General features: G+C 69.0%; 22 protein-coding genes. 5 read left to right on the forward strand and 17 right to left on the reverse strand.

All coding sequences use genetic code 11. From position 1 onward, the window contains the following. Positions 1-55: 55 nt before the first annotated feature. Positions 56-379 carry a hypothetical protein gene (locus HZ992_RS00855; protein WP_209384803.1) on the reverse strand — a complete coding sequence of 108 codons (324 nt, stop codon included), beginning with the start codon at positions 377-379 and terminating at the stop codon, positions 56-58. A gap of 96 nt (positions 380-475) precedes the next feature. Between HZ992_RS00855 and HZ992_RS00860 the strand changes: the two genes are divergently transcribed. From HZ992_RS00860 to HZ992_RS00880, 5 genes are all read left to right on the forward strand, one after another. Beyond that, complete coding sequence (locus tag HZ992_RS00860) at positions 476-1,486, forward strand: metal-dependent hydrolase (RefSeq protein WP_209384804.1); 1,011 nt, start codon at positions 476-478, stop codon at positions 1,484-1,486. A gap of 20 nt (positions 1,487-1,506) precedes the next feature. After that, positions 1,507-2,055 (forward strand): hemerythrin domain-containing protein, encoded by a 549-nt coding sequence (locus HZ992_RS00865; protein WP_209384805.1) that lies wholly within the window; start codon positions 1,507-1,509, stop codon positions 2,053-2,055. 40 nt (positions 2,056-2,095) lie between these two features. Next, on the forward strand, positions 2,096-2,491 hold the full coding sequence (locus HZ992_RS00870; RefSeq protein ID WP_209384806.1) for a YbaN family protein: 396 nt from the start codon (positions 2,096-2,098) through the stop codon (positions 2,489-2,491). Further along, complete coding sequence (locus HZ992_RS00875; protein ID WP_209384807.1) at positions 2,488-3,453, forward strand: cation diffusion facilitator family transporter; 966 nt, start codon at positions 2,488-2,490, stop codon at positions 3,451-3,453. Before HZ992_RS00870 ends, HZ992_RS00875 begins: the two co-directional genes overlap by 4 nt. 79 nt (positions 3,454-3,532) lie before the next feature. After that, positions 3,533-3,751, forward strand: coding sequence for a hypothetical protein (locus tag HZ992_RS00880; RefSeq protein ID WP_209384808.1), 219 nt, complete (start codon positions 3,533-3,535; stop codon positions 3,749-3,751). Between the two features lie 16 nt (positions 3,752-3,767). Here HZ992_RS00880 and HZ992_RS00885 read toward each other — a convergent pair whose 3' ends face one another. Genes HZ992_RS00885 through HZ992_RS00960 form a run of 16 tightly spaced genes read right to left on the reverse strand, consistent with a single transcriptional unit; the run spans position 3,768 to position 19,847 of the window. Continuing rightward, entirely contained in the window at positions 3,768-4,865 is a 1,098-nt protein-coding gene (locus tag HZ992_RS00885) for an AgmX/PglI C-terminal domain-containing protein (protein ID WP_209384809.1), read from the reverse strand. Further along, positions 4,862-5,356, reverse strand: a complete 495-nt coding sequence (locus HZ992_RS00890; protein WP_209384810.1) for an ExbD/TolR family protein — start codon at positions 5,354-5,356, stop codon at positions 4,862-4,864. The genes HZ992_RS00885 and HZ992_RS00890 overlap by 4 nt, the downstream gene beginning before the upstream one ends. A gap of 9 nt (positions 5,357-5,365) precedes the next feature. Then, positions 5,366-5,872 carry an ExbD/TolR family protein gene (locus HZ992_RS00895; protein WP_209384811.1) on the reverse strand — a complete coding sequence of 169 codons (507 nt, stop codon included), beginning with the start codon at positions 5,870-5,872 and terminating at the stop codon, positions 5,366-5,368. 6 nt (positions 5,873-5,878) lie between these two features. Continuing rightward, entirely contained in the window at positions 5,879-6,535 is a 657-nt protein-coding gene (locus tag HZ992_RS00900) for a MotA/TolQ/ExbB proton channel family protein (RefSeq protein WP_209384812.1), read from the reverse strand. A gap of 39 nt (positions 6,536-6,574) precedes the next feature. Continuing rightward, on the reverse strand, positions 6,575-6,886 hold the full coding sequence (locus tag HZ992_RS00905; RefSeq protein ID WP_209384813.1) for a hypothetical protein: 312 nt from the start codon (positions 6,884-6,886) through the stop codon (positions 6,575-6,577). Then, the gene (locus HZ992_RS00910; RefSeq protein WP_209384814.1) at positions 6,883-7,590 is read right to left on the reverse strand and encodes a tetratricopeptide repeat protein; all 708 of its coding nucleotides are present in this window, start codon (positions 7,588-7,590) and stop codon (positions 6,883-6,885) included. The genes HZ992_RS00905 and HZ992_RS00910 overlap by 4 nt, the downstream gene beginning before the upstream one ends. Continuing rightward, positions 7,577-10,411 carry a tetratricopeptide repeat protein gene (locus tag HZ992_RS00915; RefSeq protein WP_209384815.1) on the reverse strand — a complete coding sequence of 945 codons (2,835 nt, stop codon included), beginning with the start codon at positions 10,409-10,411 and terminating at the stop codon, positions 7,577-7,579. Before HZ992_RS00915 ends, HZ992_RS00910 begins: the two co-directional genes overlap by 14 nt. After that, positions 10,398-12,320, reverse strand: a complete 1,923-nt coding sequence (locus HZ992_RS00920) for a tetratricopeptide repeat protein (RefSeq protein ID WP_209384816.1) — start codon at positions 12,318-12,320, stop codon at positions 10,398-10,400. The genes HZ992_RS00915 and HZ992_RS00920 overlap by 14 nt, the downstream gene beginning before the upstream one ends. Before the next feature lie 8 nt (positions 12,321-12,328). After that, complete coding sequence (locus tag HZ992_RS00925) at positions 12,329-12,937, reverse strand: AraC family transcriptional regulator (RefSeq protein ID WP_245213319.1); 609 nt, start codon at positions 12,935-12,937, stop codon at positions 12,329-12,331. A 19-nt stretch (positions 12,938-12,956) separates the two neighbouring features. Then, positions 12,957-14,078 carry a DUF3570 domain-containing protein gene (locus HZ992_RS00930; RefSeq protein WP_209384817.1) on the reverse strand — a complete coding sequence of 374 codons (1,122 nt, stop codon included), beginning with the start codon at positions 14,076-14,078 and terminating at the stop codon, positions 12,957-12,959. Continuing rightward, the gene (locus tag HZ992_RS00935) at positions 14,065-14,316 is read right to left on the reverse strand and encodes a DUF4266 domain-containing protein (RefSeq protein WP_245213320.1); all 252 of its coding nucleotides are present in this window, start codon (positions 14,314-14,316) and stop codon (positions 14,065-14,067) included. Before HZ992_RS00935 ends, HZ992_RS00930 begins: the two co-directional genes overlap by 14 nt. Then, positions 14,313-14,834: a peroxiredoxin family protein gene (locus HZ992_RS00940; protein ID WP_209384818.1), complete on the reverse strand. Its 522-nt coding sequence runs from the start codon at positions 14,832-14,834 to the stop codon at positions 14,313-14,315. Before HZ992_RS00940 ends, HZ992_RS00935 begins: the two co-directional genes overlap by 4 nt. A gap of 8 nt (positions 14,835-14,842) precedes the next feature. Further along, positions 14,843-15,493, reverse strand: a complete 651-nt coding sequence (locus HZ992_RS00945) for an outer membrane beta-barrel domain-containing protein (protein ID WP_209384819.1) — start codon at positions 15,491-15,493, stop codon at positions 14,843-14,845. Between the two features lie 24 nt (positions 15,494-15,517). Continuing rightward, positions 15,518-16,279, reverse strand: a complete 762-nt coding sequence (locus tag HZ992_RS00950; RefSeq protein WP_245213321.1) for an SH3 domain-containing protein — start codon at positions 16,277-16,279, stop codon at positions 15,518-15,520. Positions 16,280-16,281: 2 nt separating this feature from the next. Then, a complete protein-coding gene (locus HZ992_RS00955; RefSeq protein ID WP_209384821.1) occupies positions 16,282-16,854 on the reverse strand; it encodes a hypothetical protein in 573 nt (190 codons plus the stop codon). Next, entirely contained in the window at positions 16,851-19,847 is a 2,997-nt protein-coding gene (locus HZ992_RS00960) for an HzsA-related protein (RefSeq protein ID WP_209384822.1), read from the reverse strand. Before HZ992_RS00960 ends, HZ992_RS00955 begins: the two co-directional genes overlap by 4 nt. Between the last annotated feature and the right edge of the window lie 18 nt (positions 19,848-19,865).

Genomic DNA, 19,865 nt, shown 5'->3' on the forward strand with positions numbered 1-19,865 from the left:
CGGGCATCGAGGCAGCGCGCCGGCTTCAAGCGGGCGTACCCGCTCGCCGCTCGCCTCAGTGCGTGTGGCGCGGCGGGGCCTGCGTGAAGAGCTTGGCCGCGCGCCCCTTGAGTTCGAGCAGTTCGCTCGGCGTGACGGAGTAGGTGCCTGCCATCGCATCGACCTCGACGCGGAACTCCACCTCGCGCGTGCCGCTGCTCAGCACGCCCAGCGTGAACTCGTAGTCCTCGCGCTCGGCGGGCAGGCCCTGGGCCTCGAGGTCGTAGTCCTGGTACTGCACCTTGCGGATCTCGCCGCTGGCCAGGTCGAGTTCGCCGGTCGCGCGCACCTCGCCCTCGCTCAGCTCGCTGATGATGGTGATCGGTAGCTTCAGGTCCACGGCAGGATTCCATTCGTTCGAGGGCGTGCCCGGCAAAGGCCTTGCGATTCTAGGTGCGGCGACAAGCCGCGCGCAGGCAACGCAGAATGCGCCTCCATGGACTCGCTCTCGCAGATCGCCCTGGGGGCCGCCGTCGGCGTGGCCACGATGGGCCGCCGCACGGCGGTGTGGAAGGCGGCGCTGTGGGGCGCGGTCGCCGGGACCTTGCCGGATCTCGACGTGCTCATCGACCACGGCGACCCTGTCCGCAACATGGTGCTGCACCGCGCCGAGACGCACGCGCCGTTCTGGCTGACGCTTTTCTCGCTGCCGCTGGCCGCCGGCATCGCCCGACTGCATGGCGAGTGGGCACAGTGGCGGCGCTGGTGGCTGGCCATCTGGCTGGCGCTGGTCACCCACCCGCTGCTCGATGCGATGACGGTGTACGGCACGCAGCTCGCATTGCCCTGGTCGAACCACCCGTTCGCCGTGGGCAGCGTGTTCATCATCGACCCGCTGTACACGCTGCCCTTGCTCGCCGGAGCGGGCTGGGCGCTGGCCACGCGCGGCACGGGCCGCGGCCTGGCAGCCAATGTTGCCGGCCTGGTGCTCAGCACGGCCTATCTGGCGTGGGGCGTCTTCGCGCAACAGCAGGTGGAGCGCGTCGCGCGCGCGTCGCTGGCGGCGCAGGGCATCCAGGCCGAGCGCGTGCTTGTCACGCCGGCGGCCTTCAGTTCGGTGCTGTGGCGCGTGGTGGCCGTTTCCGGCGATCAGTTCCACGAAGGCTTCCGATCGCTGCTCGACACGACGCCCCTGATGGCGTTCGACCGCTTCGAGCGCGGCGCCGCGCTGGCCGAGGAGTTGAAGGGGCTGGACGCGGTGCAGCGCATCGCCGCCTTCAGCAAGGGTTTCTACAAGCTGCGGCTCGAAGGCGACCGTGTGCTGCTCAGCGACCTGCGCATGGGCCAGGAGCCGAACTACATCTTCACCTTCGAAGTGGCGCGTCGGCACAGCGCGCCGGTGCCGACGATCCCGCCGGTGCAGGTGGGTACCCGCCTGGACCTGTCACGCGGCCTGCCCTGGCTGTGGCGGCGCACGCTCGGCGAGCCGCTGGCTCCGCCGCGCTGAGCGCGTATGCTCACAGCGCCATGGTGTCGACGAAGGATCTGCTGCACAGCGCCCCGGCCGTCGGCTTCGAGCAACCCTTCGAGATGCTCGAGGCCTGCCACGACCGTGTGCGCCGCAGCCTCGACCTGCTCGCAAGGCTGCTCGTCCATGTCGATCGGCATGGCCACGACGCGCAAAGCCGCTCGGCGGCGCGCGACGTGCTGCGCTACTTCGACCTCGCCGCGCCACACCACCACGAAGACGAAGAGCAGCACGTGTTCCCGCGCCTGCTGGCCAGCGGCGACGACGCGCTCGTGCAGGCAGTGCAGCGCCTGCGCGCTGACCACGAACGCATGTCGCTGTGCTGGGCCGCGCTGAGGCCGGGCCTGGCCCCCTGGGCCGAAGCGGGTGCCACCGGCCCGGCCGGTGCGCCGATGCGTGCGCAGGCCGAGGCCTTCCTGGCGCTGTACGCCGCGCACCTGCCCGTCGAGGAGGGACTGGTCTTTCCTGCTGCGCGTTCGCGCTGCGACGCGGCCGAGATCGACGCGATGGGCCGCGAGATGCAGCAGCGCCGGCGCGCTTCGCCCTGATGCCGGCGCGGTGTCGCGGCGCAGCGGCGAGAATCGCGCCATGACGCCCGCGCCCGTACCGCACCGCCCGCTCTGGCAGCGTGCCGGCTGGACGGCCGCCGGGGCAGCCAGCCTGGCGCTCGGGGTGCTGGGCATCTTCCTGCCGTTGTTGCCCACCACCCCGTTCGTACTGCTCGCTGCGTTCTGCTTCTCGCGCGGCAGCGATCGGGTCGAGGCCTGGCTGCTCGCGCACCCGCGCTTCGGCCCGATGGTGGCCGACTGGCGGGCCCGCCGCGCCATCCCGATGCGCGCCAAGCAGCTGGCCTGGGTGATGATGGCGCTGGGCAGCAGCTGGTCGTGGTGGGTGATGCCATCGCCCTGGCGCTGGCTGCCGCCGCTGATCTGCCTGATCGTTGCGACCTGGATGTGGCGCCTGCCGACCGCCGAACCCCGATGAGCACGCACGACAGCCACGCCCACGCCCACGACGATCACGATCACGATCACGATCACGGGCACGGGCACGGGCATGATCATTCCCACGGCCATGCCCATGCGCCGGCCAACTTCGACCGCGCGTTCGCCATCGGCATCGCGCTGAACGCCGGCTTCGTCGCCATCGAGGCCTTCTACGGCTGGAAGGTCGATTCGCTCGCGCTGCTGGCCGATGCGGGCCACAACCTCAGCGATGTCGCCGGGCTGGTGCTGGCGTGGGCCGGCGCGGCCGCCGGCCGGTTGCGGCCCGATGTGCGCCACACCTACGGCTTCAAGCGCGCCAGCATCCTGGCCGCCTTCGCCAATGCGCTGCTGCTGCTGCTGGCGATGGGCTCGCTCGCCTGGGAGGCGATCGCCCGCCTGCAGGCACCGCACGCCACACAGGGGCTGACCGTCATCCTCGTGGCGGCCGTCGGCATCGTCGTCAACGGGGCTACCGCACTGCTGTTCCTGCGCGGCGGCAGCGACATCAATCTGCGCGGCGCCTTCCTGCACATGGCCGCCGATGCGCTGGTCTCGGCCGGCGTGGTGGTGGCAGGCCTGCTGACGCTGTTCTATGGATGGGCCTGGACCGACCCGGTGGCCAGCCTCGTCATCGCCGCCGTCATCGTCGCAGGCACCTGGAGGCTCTTCCGCCAGTCGCTGCACCTGATGTTCGACGGCGTGCCGGCGCACGTGAACCTCGTCGAGGTGCGCGAATGCCTGCAGTCCATGGCCGGGGTGGCGCAGGTCAACGATCTGCACGTCTGGGCCATGGGTACGTCGGAGGTGGCGCTCACCGCTCACTTGGTGATGCCGGACGGGCCGGCCGATGACGACTTCCTGCGCCTGGCCGGCCAGACGCTCCAGGAGCGCTTCGGCATCGGCCACATCACGCTGCAGTCGGCGCGCCAGCCGCTGGCAGCGGGTTGCGGCGGGGCGTGATGTGGTTCCTACCCCGTTTCAGGGGATGGGCGGTAGAGTAACTTGTCGTTACTGTCCCGATAACCCTCAGGACACCGCCATGCTGCCTCGCCCCACCGACACCGTGCACGCTTCCGTGGTCATCTCCGAACTGCCGGCCATGCGCCGCATGCCGGCGCCGACGCCGCTGCCCACGGTGCATGTGCCGCAGCCCGGGCTGCTGGCGCGCCTGGGTGACTGGCTGGCGCCGCGTCTGGCGCGGCGCGCCGCGCCGTCGCTGCCGAGGCACAGCGCGCAGGTGGTGTTCCTGCGCGCCTGATCGAAGAAGCTCGCGGCTACGAAGGCAGGAAGTCCAGCGGCCAGGTGACGACCATCTGGTCGACGTCCTTGGCGCCGAAGTCGAACTGGCGGATTCGGGCCAGCAGCTTGCCTTCCAGGTCCGAGGCCTTCAACTCGCTCGACTCGATGCGCACGTCGGTCAACTGACCCGACGGAGCGATCGTCAGCTTGAGCACCACCTTGCCCTGCAGCGACGGATCGTCGCGCAGTGCGCGGTTGTAGATCGCGTAGATCGCGCCCTTGTTGCGCTCGAAGACGAGCTTGATGTCTTCCAGCGAGCGTGCGGCCTTGCCGCTGCCGCCCTTGGCGAGCGAGCCGCCGGAGCCGCCGCCACCGCCCACGCCGGTACCGGTGCCGCCCTTGCCCGAGCTGCCGCCGCCACCCGGGCCACCGCCGCCGCCGCCGCCAGCGACGCCTTCGACCAGCGTGGTCGCACGGCCCGCGAGGCCGCCGCCGCCGGTGTTGCGGCTGTACGCCGCGGTGTTGATGCCACCGCTGCCGCCGGTGGCGTTGGAGGTGATCATGTTGCGTGCGGGCAGGCCGGGGTCGGTGCCGGCACCGACGCCCACGCCCACGCCAGCGCCCACGCCGGGGCCGGCCTTGATGTTCTGGTTGAGCTGCACCGCGACCGGCGCGCCGCGCAGTTCGGCGAGCTGGTCCTTCATCGCCAGCAGGCCCACGCCCGCGGCCTTGCGGCGCGCGCCCTCGATCTCGCCCGGCGGCTTGCCGGCGATCGGCCGGCGGGCCTCGGGCGCGACTGCCTTGGGCAACGGCTTGGCGTCGGGCAGCGGCTTGGCCACTTCCGGCTTGGTATCCGTCTTGGCCTGCGTCTCCGCCTTGGCCTGCTCGGTCTTGGCCACCGGCTTGGGTGCCGGCGGCTCGCGTTGCTCCAGCACCAGCTTGGCCAGCCGCGGCGGCAGTTCCACCGGCGCGGCGCGGTCTTCCTTCGGCCGCGGCATCAGCAGCAGCACGATGCAGACGATGGCGCTGAGCGCCAGCACGCTGCGCAGGATGCGCTTGAAGCGCGCCTCGTCCTCGGGCGAGATCGCCCAAGGCAGCACCGAGGCGCGGAACGAGATGGCGGCGGCACTCACGCCTTGCTCGCTTTCTGCGAGACCGCGAAGGACACGTCGCTGAAGTTCGCGCGCGCCGCGGTGTACATCACCTTGCGCAGCAGGCTGTACGGGATGCTCTTGTCGCCCATGATGGTGACGGACTGGTTCTGCGGCTCGTTCTCCTTGCGCAGCACGGTGCGCGTGGCCTGCAGGTCGAGCTCGGCCTTCAGCGGCGCGATCAGGTCACCCTGAGTGGCCAGCGCCTCGGCCACCGTCGCCACCTTGCGGCCGCCCACCAGGATGTCGGTGGCGCTGACGGTCACGACGAGCATCTCGCGCGGGCTCTTCTCGGCGGTGGACTGCGGCAGCTTGACGGCCTGCGCGGTCGACAGGACCTCGACGCCGGTGCTGGACATCAGGAAGAAGATCAGGATCGTGAAGATGTCGATCAGCGCGACCAGATTCATGTCCAGGTCGGAGTGGTTGCGCGCCTTGCGTTCGGCGCGCTTCTGGATCGGGGTCAGTTTCATGCAGACCGCCTATTTCTTGGCGACGCTGATGGGCGCGTCGCCGATCGAGATGTCGGGGAACAGCTCGGCCTGCGTTGGATTCGCAGGCGTGGCTGCACCGGGCACCTTGGTCTCGCGCACCGAGTCCATCACCTGCACCAGCACCTCGTACGAGGTGTCGGGCTGGGCGAGCACGGTGGCTGTCTTGGTCTCCGGGAACTTCGCCTTGACCTGCTGCATGAGCGTGGACAGCGAGGCCAGGTCGTAGCCCTGGGGCGTGTTCGGGATGTGCTGGATCAGCCCGCCGATGCGGTCACCCACGTCCAGCGCGTCGGGGCGGATCACCACCTCGAGCTTGAGGTCGTCGACCTTGAGCTGCTCGACGCCGGAGTTCTGCGCCGGCAGCGACAGCTCGATCACCGACAGGCGGGTGAACACCGCCGTCGACAGGAGAAACGGCACCAGCACCACGATCACGTTGATGAACGCGGTGACCTCCAGAGCCGCCGCGTGTTTGCGCAGGCGTCGGACGCGCATGGTGGCTTACCTCGCGGCCGGGGTGGATTCGGCCTTGATGCGCTGCACCAGGTTCAGGAAGCTGATCTTCGCGGCCTCCAGGCCGTCGACGATCTCGCTGGTGCGTGCCTGCAGGAAGGCGTGGATGAGCAGGAACGGGATCGCCACCGACAGCGCGAAGGCGGTGTTGTTCATCGCGATCGAGATCGAGGCCGACAGCAGCTCGGCCTTCTCGGCCGGGTTGACGGCTGCCACCGCGGTGAAGCCCTTGATCAGGCCGATGATGGTGCCCAGCAGGCCGACCAGCGTGATCACGTTGGCCAGCGTGGCGATGTAGTGGGTGCGCTTTTCCAGGCGCGGCACGATTTCCATCATGCCTTCTTCCATCGCGTTGTCGATGTCCTCGCGGCGCGCCGGGCTCTGCATGCGCTCCAGTCCGTTGGCGACGATCTTGCCGATCGCGGCATCCGAGCCGGAGGCGACGTTGTGCACCTCCTTGAACTTGCCGCTCTGCAGCAGCGGCAGCACCTTCGCCCACAGCTTGCGGTTCTGGGCGCGGGCCTTGTTCAGGAAGACCCAGCGCTCGATGGCGATGGCCAGGCCGACGGCCATGATCGCGATGCTGAAGTAAATGGCAACGCCGCTGTCCTGAAAGAACTTGACGGCGAAATCGAGGACGCTCATGGGCTTCTCCTGTGACGACTGACTTGGGGTGATTCGGATTCAGGGCCGCGCGGGTGCCGCAGCGGCCGGGGGGGCGCTGGTCTTCGACTGCAGCTGGGCGTCGTACTGCAACTGGCGGCGGAACACATCGCGGTCGACCGGCGCGAGCGCCTCGTCGAGGATGCTGGCGCCGGGCCGGCCGGCCAGGTCGCCGGGCAGCGGCTTCTTCCAGGGCACGATGTACAGCACCTTGGGCAGCTCGCGGTTGCCGATGATCTGCGTGCGGTCGATGTCTGCGCGGTCCTGGGCCTGCGAAGCGGTGGCGGCGCAGGCCGTCATCGCCAGCAGCGCCCAGCGGATGGGCAAGTTCATGACTGCTCCTTCTTGGCCGCGGCGGCAGCCGGCGGCTTGCGGTTCTTCAGGTCGGCGACCCACTTGGCGACGGTGGCGTCCTTGCCGCCGGACAGCGCCATGTAGCGCTCGTAGGACTCCATTGCCCGCGCGCTGTCGCGCAGGTACAGGTCGAACAGGATGCCCAGGTTCAGGTGCGCCGCCGCGTAGTTCGCGTCGAGCTCGATGGCGCGCTCGTAGGCCGCGCGCGACTTCGTGAACTGCCCCTGGTAGCGGTAGGTGATGCCGAGCTGGTTGAAGTACACCGGCTGCTCGGGGCTGGCCTTCACCGCGCGCTCCAGCGCGGCAGCCGACTCGGGCAGCTTGCCGGCGTTGCGGTAGATCACGCCGAGGTTGGCGTGCGGCCCGCCGAGCTCGGGGTTGGATTGAGCCAGCGCCTTGAAGCCGCGCTCGGCGTCGTCGGTGCGGCCGGCGCGCAGCGCGCGCAGGGCTTCGTCGAAGCTGCGCTGCGCCGCCGGCGGCACCGGGGCCTCGACCTTGACGGGCGCGGGCGCGGCGGCAGCCGAGGCGGCCGAAGCCGGCGCCGCCGGGGTGATCGCCTTGGCCACCGGCGTGACCACGGTGTCCTGGATCGCCTTGAAGCCGTCGCCGAGCGTCGAGCAGCCCGCCAGCGCAGCCAATGCCGCCACGGCGGTCGAGCGGATCAGCAATTCAGCGGATCGCATCGACCACCCCTTCGGCACGTTCGGTCTTGCCATAGCGCGCCGGGCGCAGCTTGCCCAGCGCGGTGAAGCTGTTGCGCACCCACTGGTCGTAGATGCCGTCGGCGGCCCGCTTGGTGTTGGTCTCGTGCAGCTCGATGGCCTTCTCCTCGAACGGGAAAGCCTGCTCCTCGAGCAGCACGTCGTACTGTTCGCGTTCGGCCTTGGAGAGCTTCTTCGGCCGCTCCGACTTGATCATCGACTGCCCGAAGTCCTGGTACAGCGAGGCGATCTGGAAGGTCGCTGCGGTGGTGACGTCGGCCACGCCGTAGTTGGCGGCCACCGCGTAGGCCTTCAGCGCATCTTCCATCTTCGCCTTCTTGAGCTTCAGGTTGCGCGCCAGCGGCTCGACCAGCGCCACCTTGCGGTACTCGGCCACCACCGGCTCGGCCATCGTCAGCGCCGCGGTCGCGCCGAGGTAACGGGTGCGGTCGGTGCGGGCGCCGCCGCCGGCCAGGTCGCCCTGGTAGATCTCCTTCATCAGCACGGCCTCGCGTTTCACGTCGCCGTCGGCCTTGGCGAAACGCGCCATGCGGTAGCGGGCCTCGAGACCGCGCTCGAGCGGCAGCGGGTACTGCTTCAGGTAGCGCTCGTAAGCCTTCGCAGCGGTGACGCGCGAGCCGCTCTTGGCGTCGGCGGCCTTCTCGTGCAACTCGGCGGATTGCCACAGCGCCTCGCGGGCGAGTTGCGGATCCTTCTGCGTCGCGGCCACGCGCTCGAACTCGCCAGCGGCCTGCGACCACTGCTGCTTCTCGAGGTAGGCCAGCGCGAGCTTGCTGCCCACGTCGGCCTGCAGCGGGTGGTTCGGGAAACGCTGGCGGAAGTCTTCCAGCGCGCGCGTCGCGCCGTCCCAGTCCTTCATGCCGATCATCGCGGCGGCGGCGTCGTACTGCGCCGTGGCGCGCACCGTGGACGTGGGCGCCACGGCGGCCACGCGCGTGAAGTGGCCGACGGCCGCCTTCGCGTCGCCGGCAGCGCGCGCCTGCTCGCCCTGCTTGTAGACCGAAGCGGCCAGCCGCTCGGTGAGGTCGTTGCGCGCCGGGTCCTTGTCGGGCGTCAGCGCGAGCACCTCGCCATAGGCCTTCTCGGACTGGTCGAAACGGCCCTTGTCGAAGGCGTTGTGTGCCACCACCGTCCAGGCCACGCGGCGCTGCGCCGGCGCGGCCGGCGGGTCGAGCTTGATCACCTGCTGCGCCACATCGGCGGCCAGGTCGCCGTCGCGCAGCGCGAACAGCTTCTCCGAGGCGTTGGTCAGCACGGTGCCGGTGCGCGAGTCCTTCGGGAAGGCCTTCGCGAAGCGCAGCGCGCTCTCCACGCCGGTGCGCTGCAGCACCAGCACCTGGGCAGGCGCCGCACCCTTTTCCTGGTTGGTGTAGCTCAGCAGCGCGGCGTATCCCGCGTCGGCGGCCTTCGCATGGTTCGGGTACTGGTAGGCCACCTTCTCGTACTCGACGGCGGCTTCGGCGAAGCGCTTGTCTTCGTAGAGCAGTTCGGCGAGCAGGAAGTTGTTCTGCGCCGTCTCCGGGTCGTTCGGGTACGAGGCGATGTAGGCGCGGTACCAGCGCACCGCCTCCTGGTAGTCGGCACTGGCCTTGCTCTTCTGCGCAGTGGCGTGATAGTGGCGTGCCAGTTCGGTCAGGTGCGTCTTTACCAGCGGCTGCGCCTTCTCCCAGCCGGCCGGGTTGGCGCGGCGGAACTCGCTGCCGGTGCCGTAGCGCGACACATAGTCCTTCTTCGCGTCCAGCGCCAGCACGGGGAAGCCGTTGCGCTGGTAGATGTCGATCACGCGGGCCTGCAGCTGCGGCGCCTGCGCGTGCAGCGGCTGGCGTCGTGCGAAGGCGCTGTAGGTGTCGGCGGCGTCCTTGACGCGGTCCTGCTTGAGATAGAGCTCGCCGAGCTGCTCGTAGACGCGGTACTCGTAGGAGCGCCGCTTCTCGTCGGTGATGTAGGCCGGGATCGACTCGGCGCCCTGCAGGTTCGCCAGGCTGATGCTGGTGACGCGGAAGGTGTCTTCGACCAGTTCGCGGTCGGCGCGCGACAGGCCGACGATGGTGTCCAGCCCGCCGTCGCCATCGACTCCGGCCACCTTCAGGTCGAGCACACCGAAGAAGGACTGCAGGCCCTCCTCGAGGCGGCCCTGCTTGAAGCGCGACCAGCCCTGCATGTACAGCGAGCGCTCGTGGTACTGCGTGCGCTGCGACGAGGCCAGCACGGTGGCGTAGGCCTTCTCGGCCTTCGGGTAGTCGCGCAGCGTGAACAGCAGCTCGCCGCGGCGGAAGTTCGCCTCGTCGCGGTACAGCGTGGCCGGGTAGCTGGCGACCAGCCGGTCCAGCGTCTTCAGCGAAGTCTCGAGCTCGCCGGCCTGCTCCTGCGCCCGCGCGAGCTGGTAGAGCACGCGGTCGTTGCCCTTGTCGTCTGGGTAGGTCTTGAGGAAGTCCTCGTAGCGCTTCACCGCGGCACGGTAGTCGGGGCCGTTCGCCGGGCCCTTGCCGTCGGCCGAGCGCGCGTCGGCGATGTCCATCTCCAGGTCGCCGATGCGGCGCATCGCCTCGGCGCGCTGCGGCGCCTTCGGCGCCACGTCGAGGAACTTGCGGTAGGCGGCGATCGTCTTCTCTTCGTTCGCCTCGACCTTCTTGTCCTTGGCGACCTCGACGGTGCGCCCGCCCAGGCTCTTCAGTGTGGGCTGGTCGTCGGCGCTGGCGGTCTTCTGGCTCGTGGCGCAGCCAGCCAGGCCGGCGAGCATCAGCGCGACGAGCGGCAGCAGCGCGTGGTCACTTGGCCGCATCGTCTTCCTTCCGGGGGGGCACCGTGGCGCGGTCGTACATCTGCGCGACGGCAAAGCGCGCCTGCTGCGAGTAGGCGACCATGCGGTCCTTCTGGCGCGAAAGCTCGGCGACGGCCAGCTCCTGAACTTCCTGCTGCTGGTCCTTCGAGAGCGCGGCCACGCGCGGGATCAGCGCCTTGATGCGCTGCGCCAGCTCGGCGATGCGCTTGGCGAAAGCCTCCTGCCGCGCCGGTTCGTCGCGCTGCGCCTGCGCCACGGCCGCGTCGTGCAGCCGGGCCTGGGCGAGTTCGCTGTCGATGATCTTCAAGTCCTTCTGCGCTTCCCAGACGCGCGCCGGGTACTCCTGTGCCAGGCGCCAGGTGAGTGCGCCCGCTGCCAGCCGGGCACGCTGGCGCGTGCGCTCGGCGTCGGCATCGGTGCCGAGCGACTTGATGCCGTCCTGCACACTGGCCAGCAGGTCGATCAGTTCGCGGTCCTTGATATTGGCGAAAGCGGCGGCGTCCTGCTCGCGCTCGGCACGTTCGATCTCGCCGGCGACGGCATCGCGGCGCTTGCCCACCGCATCGAGGTCGACGGCGCTGACCTTGGCGCGCACCTGCGGCAGCCGCTCGGCGTAGGCGCGGCGGCGGTTGTCGAGCATGTCGCCGAACACGCCGAGCTTGTCTTCCCAGTCCTTCAGGTTCTGCGACAGGAAGCGCAGGTCGCGGTAGTTCTTGAAGGCTTCCTGGAATTCATGGCCGGCGAGCACCTGGTTCAGGTGGCTGGCATGCGGCATCTCCGGCAGTTCGCGGATGTTCCAGAACCAGCCCATCTCTTCGCCGGGGTTGCGTTCGAGCAGGCCGTCGAGCAGCTTGCCGGCGCGGATGGCGACGATCGACTCGTCGATGTTGCCAGTCTCCAGATCGTAGGCGGCCAGCGCGGCGTTGTACTGCTCGGCCGCTTCGCCGAAGGAGCCCAGCTCGGCGTAGGCGTAGGGCACGGCGATGCGCGCCTCGAGCACCGCGGCGTCGCTCGGGTCGCGCGTGGCGAGTTCGTTCCAGGGCACCAGCGCGAGCTGCGGCTCCTTCAGCGAAGCCGCGGCCCAGCCGAAGCCGAGCAGCGCCTTGTTGGCATGCACGCCGGTCAGGCGCACGCGCTCGAGCGTGCGGCGCGCATCTTCCGCGCGGTCGTTCTGCAGCGCGGTGAAGCCCAACGCGACGTTGGCCTTGTCGCGCAGCGAGCGCATCTCCTCGGTCTCGGCCGGTGCCAGGCCGATGGCGTCGAGCATCTCGGTGCCGCGGGCGGCGTCGCCGCTCTTGATCAGCGCCACGCCCAGGTTGTAGCGCGCGTACTGACCGATCGGGCTGTCCTTGGCCACGCTCTCCAGCAGCGCTGCCGCGCCGGCGTAGTCGCCGCTGGCCATCAGCAGGTTGGCCTGCAGCAGCAGGCGATCTTCTTCGAGCGCCGGCGGCAGGTTCTTCTCGATGCGCGACATCGCATCCGATGCCTCGGCGATGAAGCCGCGCTGGTAGCGGATCTTGGCCAGGTAGAACCAGGCGCGGTCACGCACCGGCGGCGCGGCGCCTTTCTCGATGAGCTTCGCGAAGATCTCGCCGGCCTCCTTGTGCAGGCCGTACGACAGCAGCATGCCGCCGCGCAGGATCTCGGCCTCGTCGGCATGCTGCGCGACGCGATCGAAGTGCTGCGACGCCATCATCGTGGTGATGGACGTGAAGAAGCGGTCCTGGAAGAAGTGGAACAGCGCGTCGCCGTAGTAGGGCGCTTCGATGGCGCGCGCCTTCTCGTTGGGCGCCACGTCCGAGTAGGCCGGGAAGGTCGGCGTGCCGGCCACGGCCGTGCCGCAGGCGGCCGCCAGCAGCGCGGCGGCGCCGAGGCACCCCGCCTTGCGCAGCGAAAGCTTGGGGAACATGCGCACGGCTACTGCCAGATCTTGATGTCGAACTCCGGCTGCAGCTTGCCGGACGAGTCCTTGATCTGCAGCTCGATGTACTTCGGATCGGTGCCCTTGTCGAACTTGACGGTGGCGCCGCGCTTGTAGTCGCGCACGTGCGGGCCCTGGCCGGTGAAGAAGGCCACGATCTCGTGGGTGCCGGCTCGCAGGTTGCCCAGGTAGACACGCTGCACGCCGCCGCGGTGCAGTGCCTGCACCTCCAGCGGGGTGTAAAGGTAGTTGGCGACGACCTTGTCGTCCAGCTTGATCTGCACCGAGTCGAGCGAGAACAGCTTGCCCACGTCCATCGACACGAACAGCGCCACCTGCGTGTTGGCCGGGAACAGCAGTTCCTCCTCGAGCACCAGCAGGTCGCGGTTCAGGCGGATCACGTCGCCCTTGACCTCCTGGATGCGGCCGTCGAGCGTGCTCGGTGCGGGCGCGCTGGCCGCCGCAGCCGGTGCGGCAGCCGTCGCGGGGGGCGGTGCCGAAGCCGCTGCGGCCGGAGCTGCCGTCTGGGCGGCGCAGTGCAGTGCCGCCAGCGCGAGCACGAGGCCCGCGGCGAACGACCGGTGGAAACGATGGATGAACGACATGGCGCCGGTTCTTTCGAGATCAGTAGGTGGCCGTCACGTACAGCTGCAGCAGGTTGGCGTTGAACTTGTACGCCTCGCCGGTGCGGATGTCGGTGAAGTTCTTGTAGTCGAAGCGGATGCGCTCGATGGAGCCGACGATCTTCATCTCGTACTGGCCCGGCACGCGCTTGGCGGTGTAGCTGAGCTTGCCGCCCAGCCCGAAGCTGCGGAAGGCGCTGAGCTGGCGGTTGCGCGAGATGTAGGTCGTCTCGGACGTCGCGTTGTCGCTGTAGAAGAGCGCGTCGTTCTGCTTGTACAGGCGCGTGAATCCGTCGGCCAGCCAGTCGCTGCCCACGTAGCGGCTGTAGCCCACTTCGAGCGTGTGCGCCTTGATGGCCCAGGTGTCCCAGAAGTAGCGGTATTCGGCGCGGGCGGCGTTGCGGTCGCCCAGGTCGCCGATGACGCGCAACTTCAGCGCACGGCTGGTGCGCGTGCGCGGGTTGCGCTCCGGCACGGTGGCGCCGAACACGCGCGCCGCCCGGTAGGGGTTGCCGAGGTAGCCGTCGTCGGACACCACTTCGAGGTTGGCGCTGGCCAGCATCGAGGGCGTCAGCACCTGCGTGAGGCCGAGCCGGTACTGCCAGTGCTTGGCGTAGTCGCTGAAGCTGGCTTCGTTCTTCTTGGAGACCTTGTCCAGCGCGCGCGTGTAGCCCAGCGCGATGGTGGTCATGTTGCCGAAGAACTCGTGCGAGACGTCGAGACTGAACGCGTCGGCGACGTAGTCGGGCTCCTTGCTCTGGTAGACCGACAGCGACATCAGCGAATCGCGGTGCGCGTAGTCGATGCCCAGGTCATAGGAGGTGCGCTTTTCCTTGAACGGGCTGGCCGTGGTGACCACGTCGATCGAGGCATTGCTGACCGCGTCGACGTAGTACGAGCCTGACAGCGACACCTTGTCGGCCAGGCTCTTGCGCACCAGCAGCGCCGGGCCGTCGGCCGTGACGCCGCCGCCCTTGTAGACGTGGTACAGCGCCTCGGCCCGGTTCTCGGGCAGCTCGATGGCCTTGGCGCCGCCGACCGCCAGCAGGCTGCCGAGCAGGCCGGCCACGCGCCGGAGCAGGCCAGGCAGGCGCGACGTGAAGCGCACTTCAGTTGCAGCCACAACCGCCTCCTTGCGCGCTGTTGGCGCCGCGTGCCGCCTCGCGCACGACGAGCACGTGCTCGCGGTGGCGGCCCGACAGCGGGTCGGCCGAGCCCTTCATGATCGGATCGGCCAGACGCTCGCGCTCGTAGGGCTTGACCCAGGGCTCGGGCATCTTCGGCAGCGAGAACGAGGAGCAACCGCTCAACGCGGCGCTGCAGGCCAGCAAGGCCAGCGGCAATGCACGGGGCATGTTCATGACTTCAGCAACTCGCGGATCTGCTGGTCGTAGGTCTGCTCGTAGCCTTCGCGATAGCCCTTGTGGAGGTGGCGCAGCTGGCCGTCGCGGTCGATGAGCAGCGTCGTGGGCATGGTGCTCAGGTCGTACAGGCGGCTGACCTTCTTGTCGCCGTCGAGCAGCACCGGGAAGGTCACGCCGAGCTTGGTGGCCGTGTTCGCCGCGTTGGCCGGGTTGTCGTCGATGTTCACGCCCAGCAGCACGAAGCCCGAGCTGCGGTACTTCTCGTAGATCTTGTTCAGGTGCGGCATCTCGATCTTGCACGGGCCGCACCAGGTGGCCCAGAAGTTGACCATCACGACGCGGCCGCGTTGCTCCTGCAGGCGCATGTTGCCGCCCTCGGTGGTGCGCAGCGTGAAGTCGGGGGCTTTGCCGCTGCCGATGGCGGCGCGCGCCGTGCCCAGGGTGCAGGCGGCCAGGGCCGCGCCGATCAGGCTGCGGCGCTGGTGTGAAGTCGGGGAGCTCGGGCCGTTGTTCATGGCGTGCATCAGAAGTAGTAGGCGATGCCGGTGGTCAGCTCGAGGTTCTGCGTGTTCTGGCGAACATTGAGCAGGTCGTAGCTGAAGATGTGGTCGCGCACGTCGACGCGCATGGCGAAGCGATCGCTGAACAGCACCCGGAAGCCGAAGCCCACGTTGAAGGTCTGGCGGCGCTGGTTGGCGAACTTGGTGCTGCCCACGCCGCCGATCAGGTAGATCGACGAAGCCTTGGCGTACTTGTTGCCCAGGAAGATCTCACCGGGAAAGACGTTGTAGCCGGCCGAGACGTTGTAGTAGCTCAGCTTCTTGTCGGTGTCGGCCAGCGGGCCGGCGCCGGGGAAGATCTCTTCGAAGGTCTTGTCGGTGACCTTGCTCCGTGCGTAGACCGATTCGACGAAGAAGTCCTCGCTCAGGTGGTATCCCAGACGCACGCCGGCGACGGTGCTGGCACCGAAGCTCTGCGTCGCGTAGGTGCCCACCAGCGCGCTGATCTCGAAGTCCTTCGACGGGAACTTCGGCAGCGGCACCTCGCGGCGCTGCACCTCCGGCACGATGACCTGCTCGTTGGCGGGCTGCTGCGCCGCCGTGCTCTGTGCGAGTACGGGGGCGGCCAGGCCGATGCCCAGCAGGGCGGCGAAGGTGAGGGCAGTCTGTCGCATGGGTCGATCTTGTGGTTGTGGCGCTCAGAAGAAGAAGGAAATACCGCCGGTGATGGCGCGGTATTCGCCCGAGCGCGTGTCGTTCAGGAACGCTGTGTAGATGGAGTAGTCGGCGCGCAGCACGAAGCGCTCGGTCAGGTAGTAGCGAACGCCGAGCGAGGCGTTGGAGAGCTTGGCATCGGTGGGGGTGGCTGCCACCAGGCTGGTGTTCGGGATGTTCTTGAAGTTGCCCACCCCGACTGCGAAGAACGGCGAGATGCGCTGGTCCGACCAGGGCTCGAGCTGCAGGTTGACATGCCAGAAGTTGGTGCCCGAGAAGATGCCCTGCACCTGGCCGAGCGTGGCCTCGATGCCGATCGACTCCGACAGCTTGTAGCCGGCCCAGAACTTGAGCATCGGCTCGGCCTTGAAGTGGCCCCAGCCGGCACCGAACTCGGCGCGGCGCTGCAGGAAGTCATCGAAGGCGATGTCGCGGAACGAGCGGCTGGCGCCTGCCTCGGTGAGCGTGGTCACCAACTGGCGCCGATGCACCCAGCCCTCCTTGCCGCCGTCGGTGCGCACCTTGTACCAGTCGGTGTAGCGCAGGTGGACCTCGATCCATTCCGCACGCGCGGCGACGAAGAAGATCGGGTAGCCGCGGCCCGGGCCGGTGCGCAACTCGATGTAGGGGTCGGTCACCTGCAGGCGCTGGGTGTCCGGAGCCTCGTCCGCGGCGGCCGCAGGCAGCGCGGCGCTCAGGCTGAGTACCAGGGCACACAGGACGCGGATGGATCTGGGCGTCGGCATCCTCATTGGTTGCACACGCCGGCCGTGAACATGCTGTTGCCCGCGACGCTGAATTCGTCCTGCCCCTGCGGCATCGGGCGGCTGATCCAGTACGCGATGCGCGCGGCATTGTTGTCCTGCGCGTTCGTGAAGATCTGCCCGCCGCCGTGCAGCACGGTGAGCAGCGGCTTGGCCAGCAGGCGGCTCTGCGCGGGCGAACCGATCACGGTCGCGCCCTGCGAGGAATAGAAGTTCTTGTACATGTCCGTCGCGCGGATCGCGTCCGCGTCCGGCGGGTCGGCCACCGGCACCTGCGCCGCGCCGCGGATCAGCCGCAGCGCGCCGCCGGTGCCGGTGCTGGTGTCATGGCAGCCGCCGCTCGAGCAGGTGTTGGTCGAGATCACGCCACCCTGGTTGACCTGCAGGCTGGTGTCGTAGATCCCGTTGATGCACTGCTGGAAGTAGATGAACGACAGCTTCTGGCCCGTCGTCGATCCCGGGTTGGAGATCGAGTCGGGGTTGGACAGCGGGTTGCCACCGCCGCAGCTGGCCAGCAGTGCGGCGGCGGAGATCGCGGCAAGTCGCTTCTTCGTCATTGCGTCGGGCAGCCACTGGCGATCCAGTTGGCGATGGTGTTGTAGTTGGCGCTGCCCGCGGGCAGCAGCGCCGTGCCCTGCGCCGTCGCGCCGGAAGGATGCGGCACCGTCGACGGGCGCAGCAGCAGCGCATTCGAAGGCGCACTGCAGACGTCCGAGATCATGGTGAGGCTGACGTTGAAGTCGCCTTCCACGCTGCCGGCAAGCACGAAGCGATTGTTGGCGAAGGAGGCCGCCGTCTGCGCCGCACCCGAGCTGCCCACCGGCTGGTGGCAGCTTGCACATTGCGACTGCAGGATCGGGAACACGTTCGCCTCGAACGACGCTTCGCTGAGCGTGGTCAGGCGCACCGGGCTGCCGTTGGCCGAGAGGTTGTTGTAGTAGAGGCCACCCAGGTCCATCCACTCGCTGATCAGGCGCTTCTCGGCCAGGTTCAGCATGGCGGCGTGGTTCGGCGCCGTTCCGGGCGGGTTCGGGTGGACGGTGCGCGCGCCGGCGCTGGACTTCAGCGTCTCGCCGAACATGATCTCGGTCAGGCGGCTCGAACGTGCCATGCCCGCGGCATTGCCTGCCATGTTCTCGACCAGGGCCGGTCCGCGCACGATCTCCGGCTCGCCGTCACGCAGGCGCGTGACCGGAAGGCCGGTGGCCGGATCGATCTCGGGGTCGCCGAGCAGGAGTTCCTCGTACGACACCACGCGGCCGGTGCCGGCGATCGTGCCGCGCAGGTCCAGCTTGGCCGGGTCGGCGTGGCAGGTCGTGCAGGTGTTGGCGCCGCGATCACGCGTCCACAGGGGCTGGATGTGGTCGGGGTAGTTGATGAAGCCGTTGGTCGGCACCGCCGTGGCCAGGTTGTCGGCCGCATTGGTGTTGCCGGTGTAGCGGATCGAGATCGGTGCACGAGCGGTCACTCCGCTGCGCGAGGTGTCCGCCCACACGTCGGTGAACTCCATGTCGGCGTTCAGCGCGAAGCGCGAGTTGTCCAGGCGCGTGCGCAGCGAGGCCAGGGTCTCGCCGGCCTGGTGCTGGCTGGCCAGCGCCGGGGTGAGTGCGGCCGGCTGCGTGTCGACCACCGTGCCGGAGTTCAGCGAAGCGCCGCGGCGCGGGCTGTGGCAGCCCAGGCAGGTGCGGCGTTCGCCGGGGCGGACCTGGATCCAGTTCAGGTGCGTCTGGATGCCGCGGCCCTTGGAGTCCACCACGGTCAGTGCCAGCGGCGTGTCGGCCGGCACGCGCAGCTTGAAGGAGCCGTCCGGCTCGATCGGCGCGTAGCCCAGGATCTGCTGCGGTTCGAAGTCGGTCTCGCCGATCGCCTCGCGCATGCCGGTGCTGCCAGCCGACGGAGCCACCACGCGGGTGGCGCGCACGAAGCGCATCGGCGAGCAGTGGTAAGCCGGGTCGGCCGGGTCCTTCAGGCGCGAGATGTCGGCGACCTGGGCTCGCGTGTCGGTGGCGCTCAGCGGCGCCGCCTTGGCGATGCCGCTGGTGCAGCCGGCGGGCAGGTCGGCGGCGGCGATCATCGATTCGCCGTTGCGGTCCAGGCCGTCGGTGTCGTAGACGCTGCGCACCTCGATCTCGCCCAGGCCCTGGCCGGCCAGCGTCGCATCGACGCTGGTCGGGTCGGTGGCGTTCGGCTCGGGGCGCACCTCGATCGCGACAGGGTCGCTGTACATGAAGCCCGGCGGCGGCGAAGCGATCGGCAGGAAGGTCTGCTTGGCCGGGTCGAACATGTAGATCGAATAGGCCGCAGGCGCGTTGTCCTGCACCGCATCGGCTGCGCGCTCGGCGCGGGACATGGTGTCGTCTTCCAGCCGTGCCCGTTCCTCGTCAGTCAGGTTGGCGCACGGGATCACGACGCCGTTGCGCGTGACCTCGCAGGGGCGGTAGGCCAGCAGCACGCGGTCGGTGCCGTCCCACAGCGGGTACGGCGTGGTGATGCGGCCATAGGGTGACAGGCCCCGGTTCTGGTTGATCGGCTTGTCGGTCACCTCGACCTGGCCGCCAGCGGCCGCCACTGTCTTGGTGGCCGGCGTGTTCTGCTCGGAGTAGTTGGCCGCATCGATGAGCATCAGCGAGCCCCCTTCCTGCGTGCGCGACAGCGCCATCAGGTCGGAAGACAGGTAGCCCTTGTACTGGCCCTTCGGATCCATGTCGCGCGGGTGCAGGAAGCTGTTGCCCGGGCTGTGCGCGCCGTAGAGCACGAACATGTCGGTGCCATCGGGCTTGACGCGGAAGACCGCGAAGCGGTTGCGCTGGCCCACGTGCTCCCAGCGCGAGAACATGATCTCGCCGTTCGGGCGCACCACCGGGTTGCGGTCGTGGCTGGCGTTGACGGAGATCTGCGTGATGGCCCCGCCCGTGGCGTCCATCGTGTGAAGCTGAAGCACACGCTCGCGCTCGTACTCGTCGAGCGCGTAGAAGGTCTGGCCACCCTGCACCGTCTTGGTCTTGCCCTGGCGGTTCGAGGTGAACACGAAGCCGCGGCCGCCCGGCAGGTAGGCCGGATCGACGTCGTCGTCCGTGGTCGACGCGGTCAGGCGCCGGAAGCTGCCGCCGGTGTAGCCACCGGTGCTCATGTCGTATTCCCAGATGTTCCAGCGGCCCGTGCAAGCCGGAACCCCTTCGATCGTGGCCGGGTTCGACGCCGGGCACTTCATGGAGAAGACGAGCTTCTTGCCGTCGTACGACACCTCGGGGTCGGATGCGTCGCCATTGGGCACGCCGGCCGCATCGCGCGTGAAGCGCGAGGTGATGTTGTGCTCGGGCGCGCTCGGCGACGACTTCTCGCGGATGATGAGGTCACCGCCGGGCGCGCTGGGCGAGCCGTTGGTCGGGTTCAGCCGCATCGCGGTGGACCGCTGCACGTAGGCGATGGGCACGTCGCCCGCCACCGTGACCGTGCCGGAATCGCTGCCGCTGCAACCCGCCATGACGGCGGCCAGGGCGAGCAGACTGAGTGCCGCGACGCGGCCGGGTTGTGCTGTGAATTTTTTCATCTGTGCCTCCACTGATCT

The sequence above is a fragment of the Rhizobacter sp. AJA081-3 genome, assembly GCF_017795745.1.
Lineage (GTDB): Bacteria > Pseudomonadota > Gammaproteobacteria > Burkholderiales > Burkholderiaceae_C > Piscinibacter.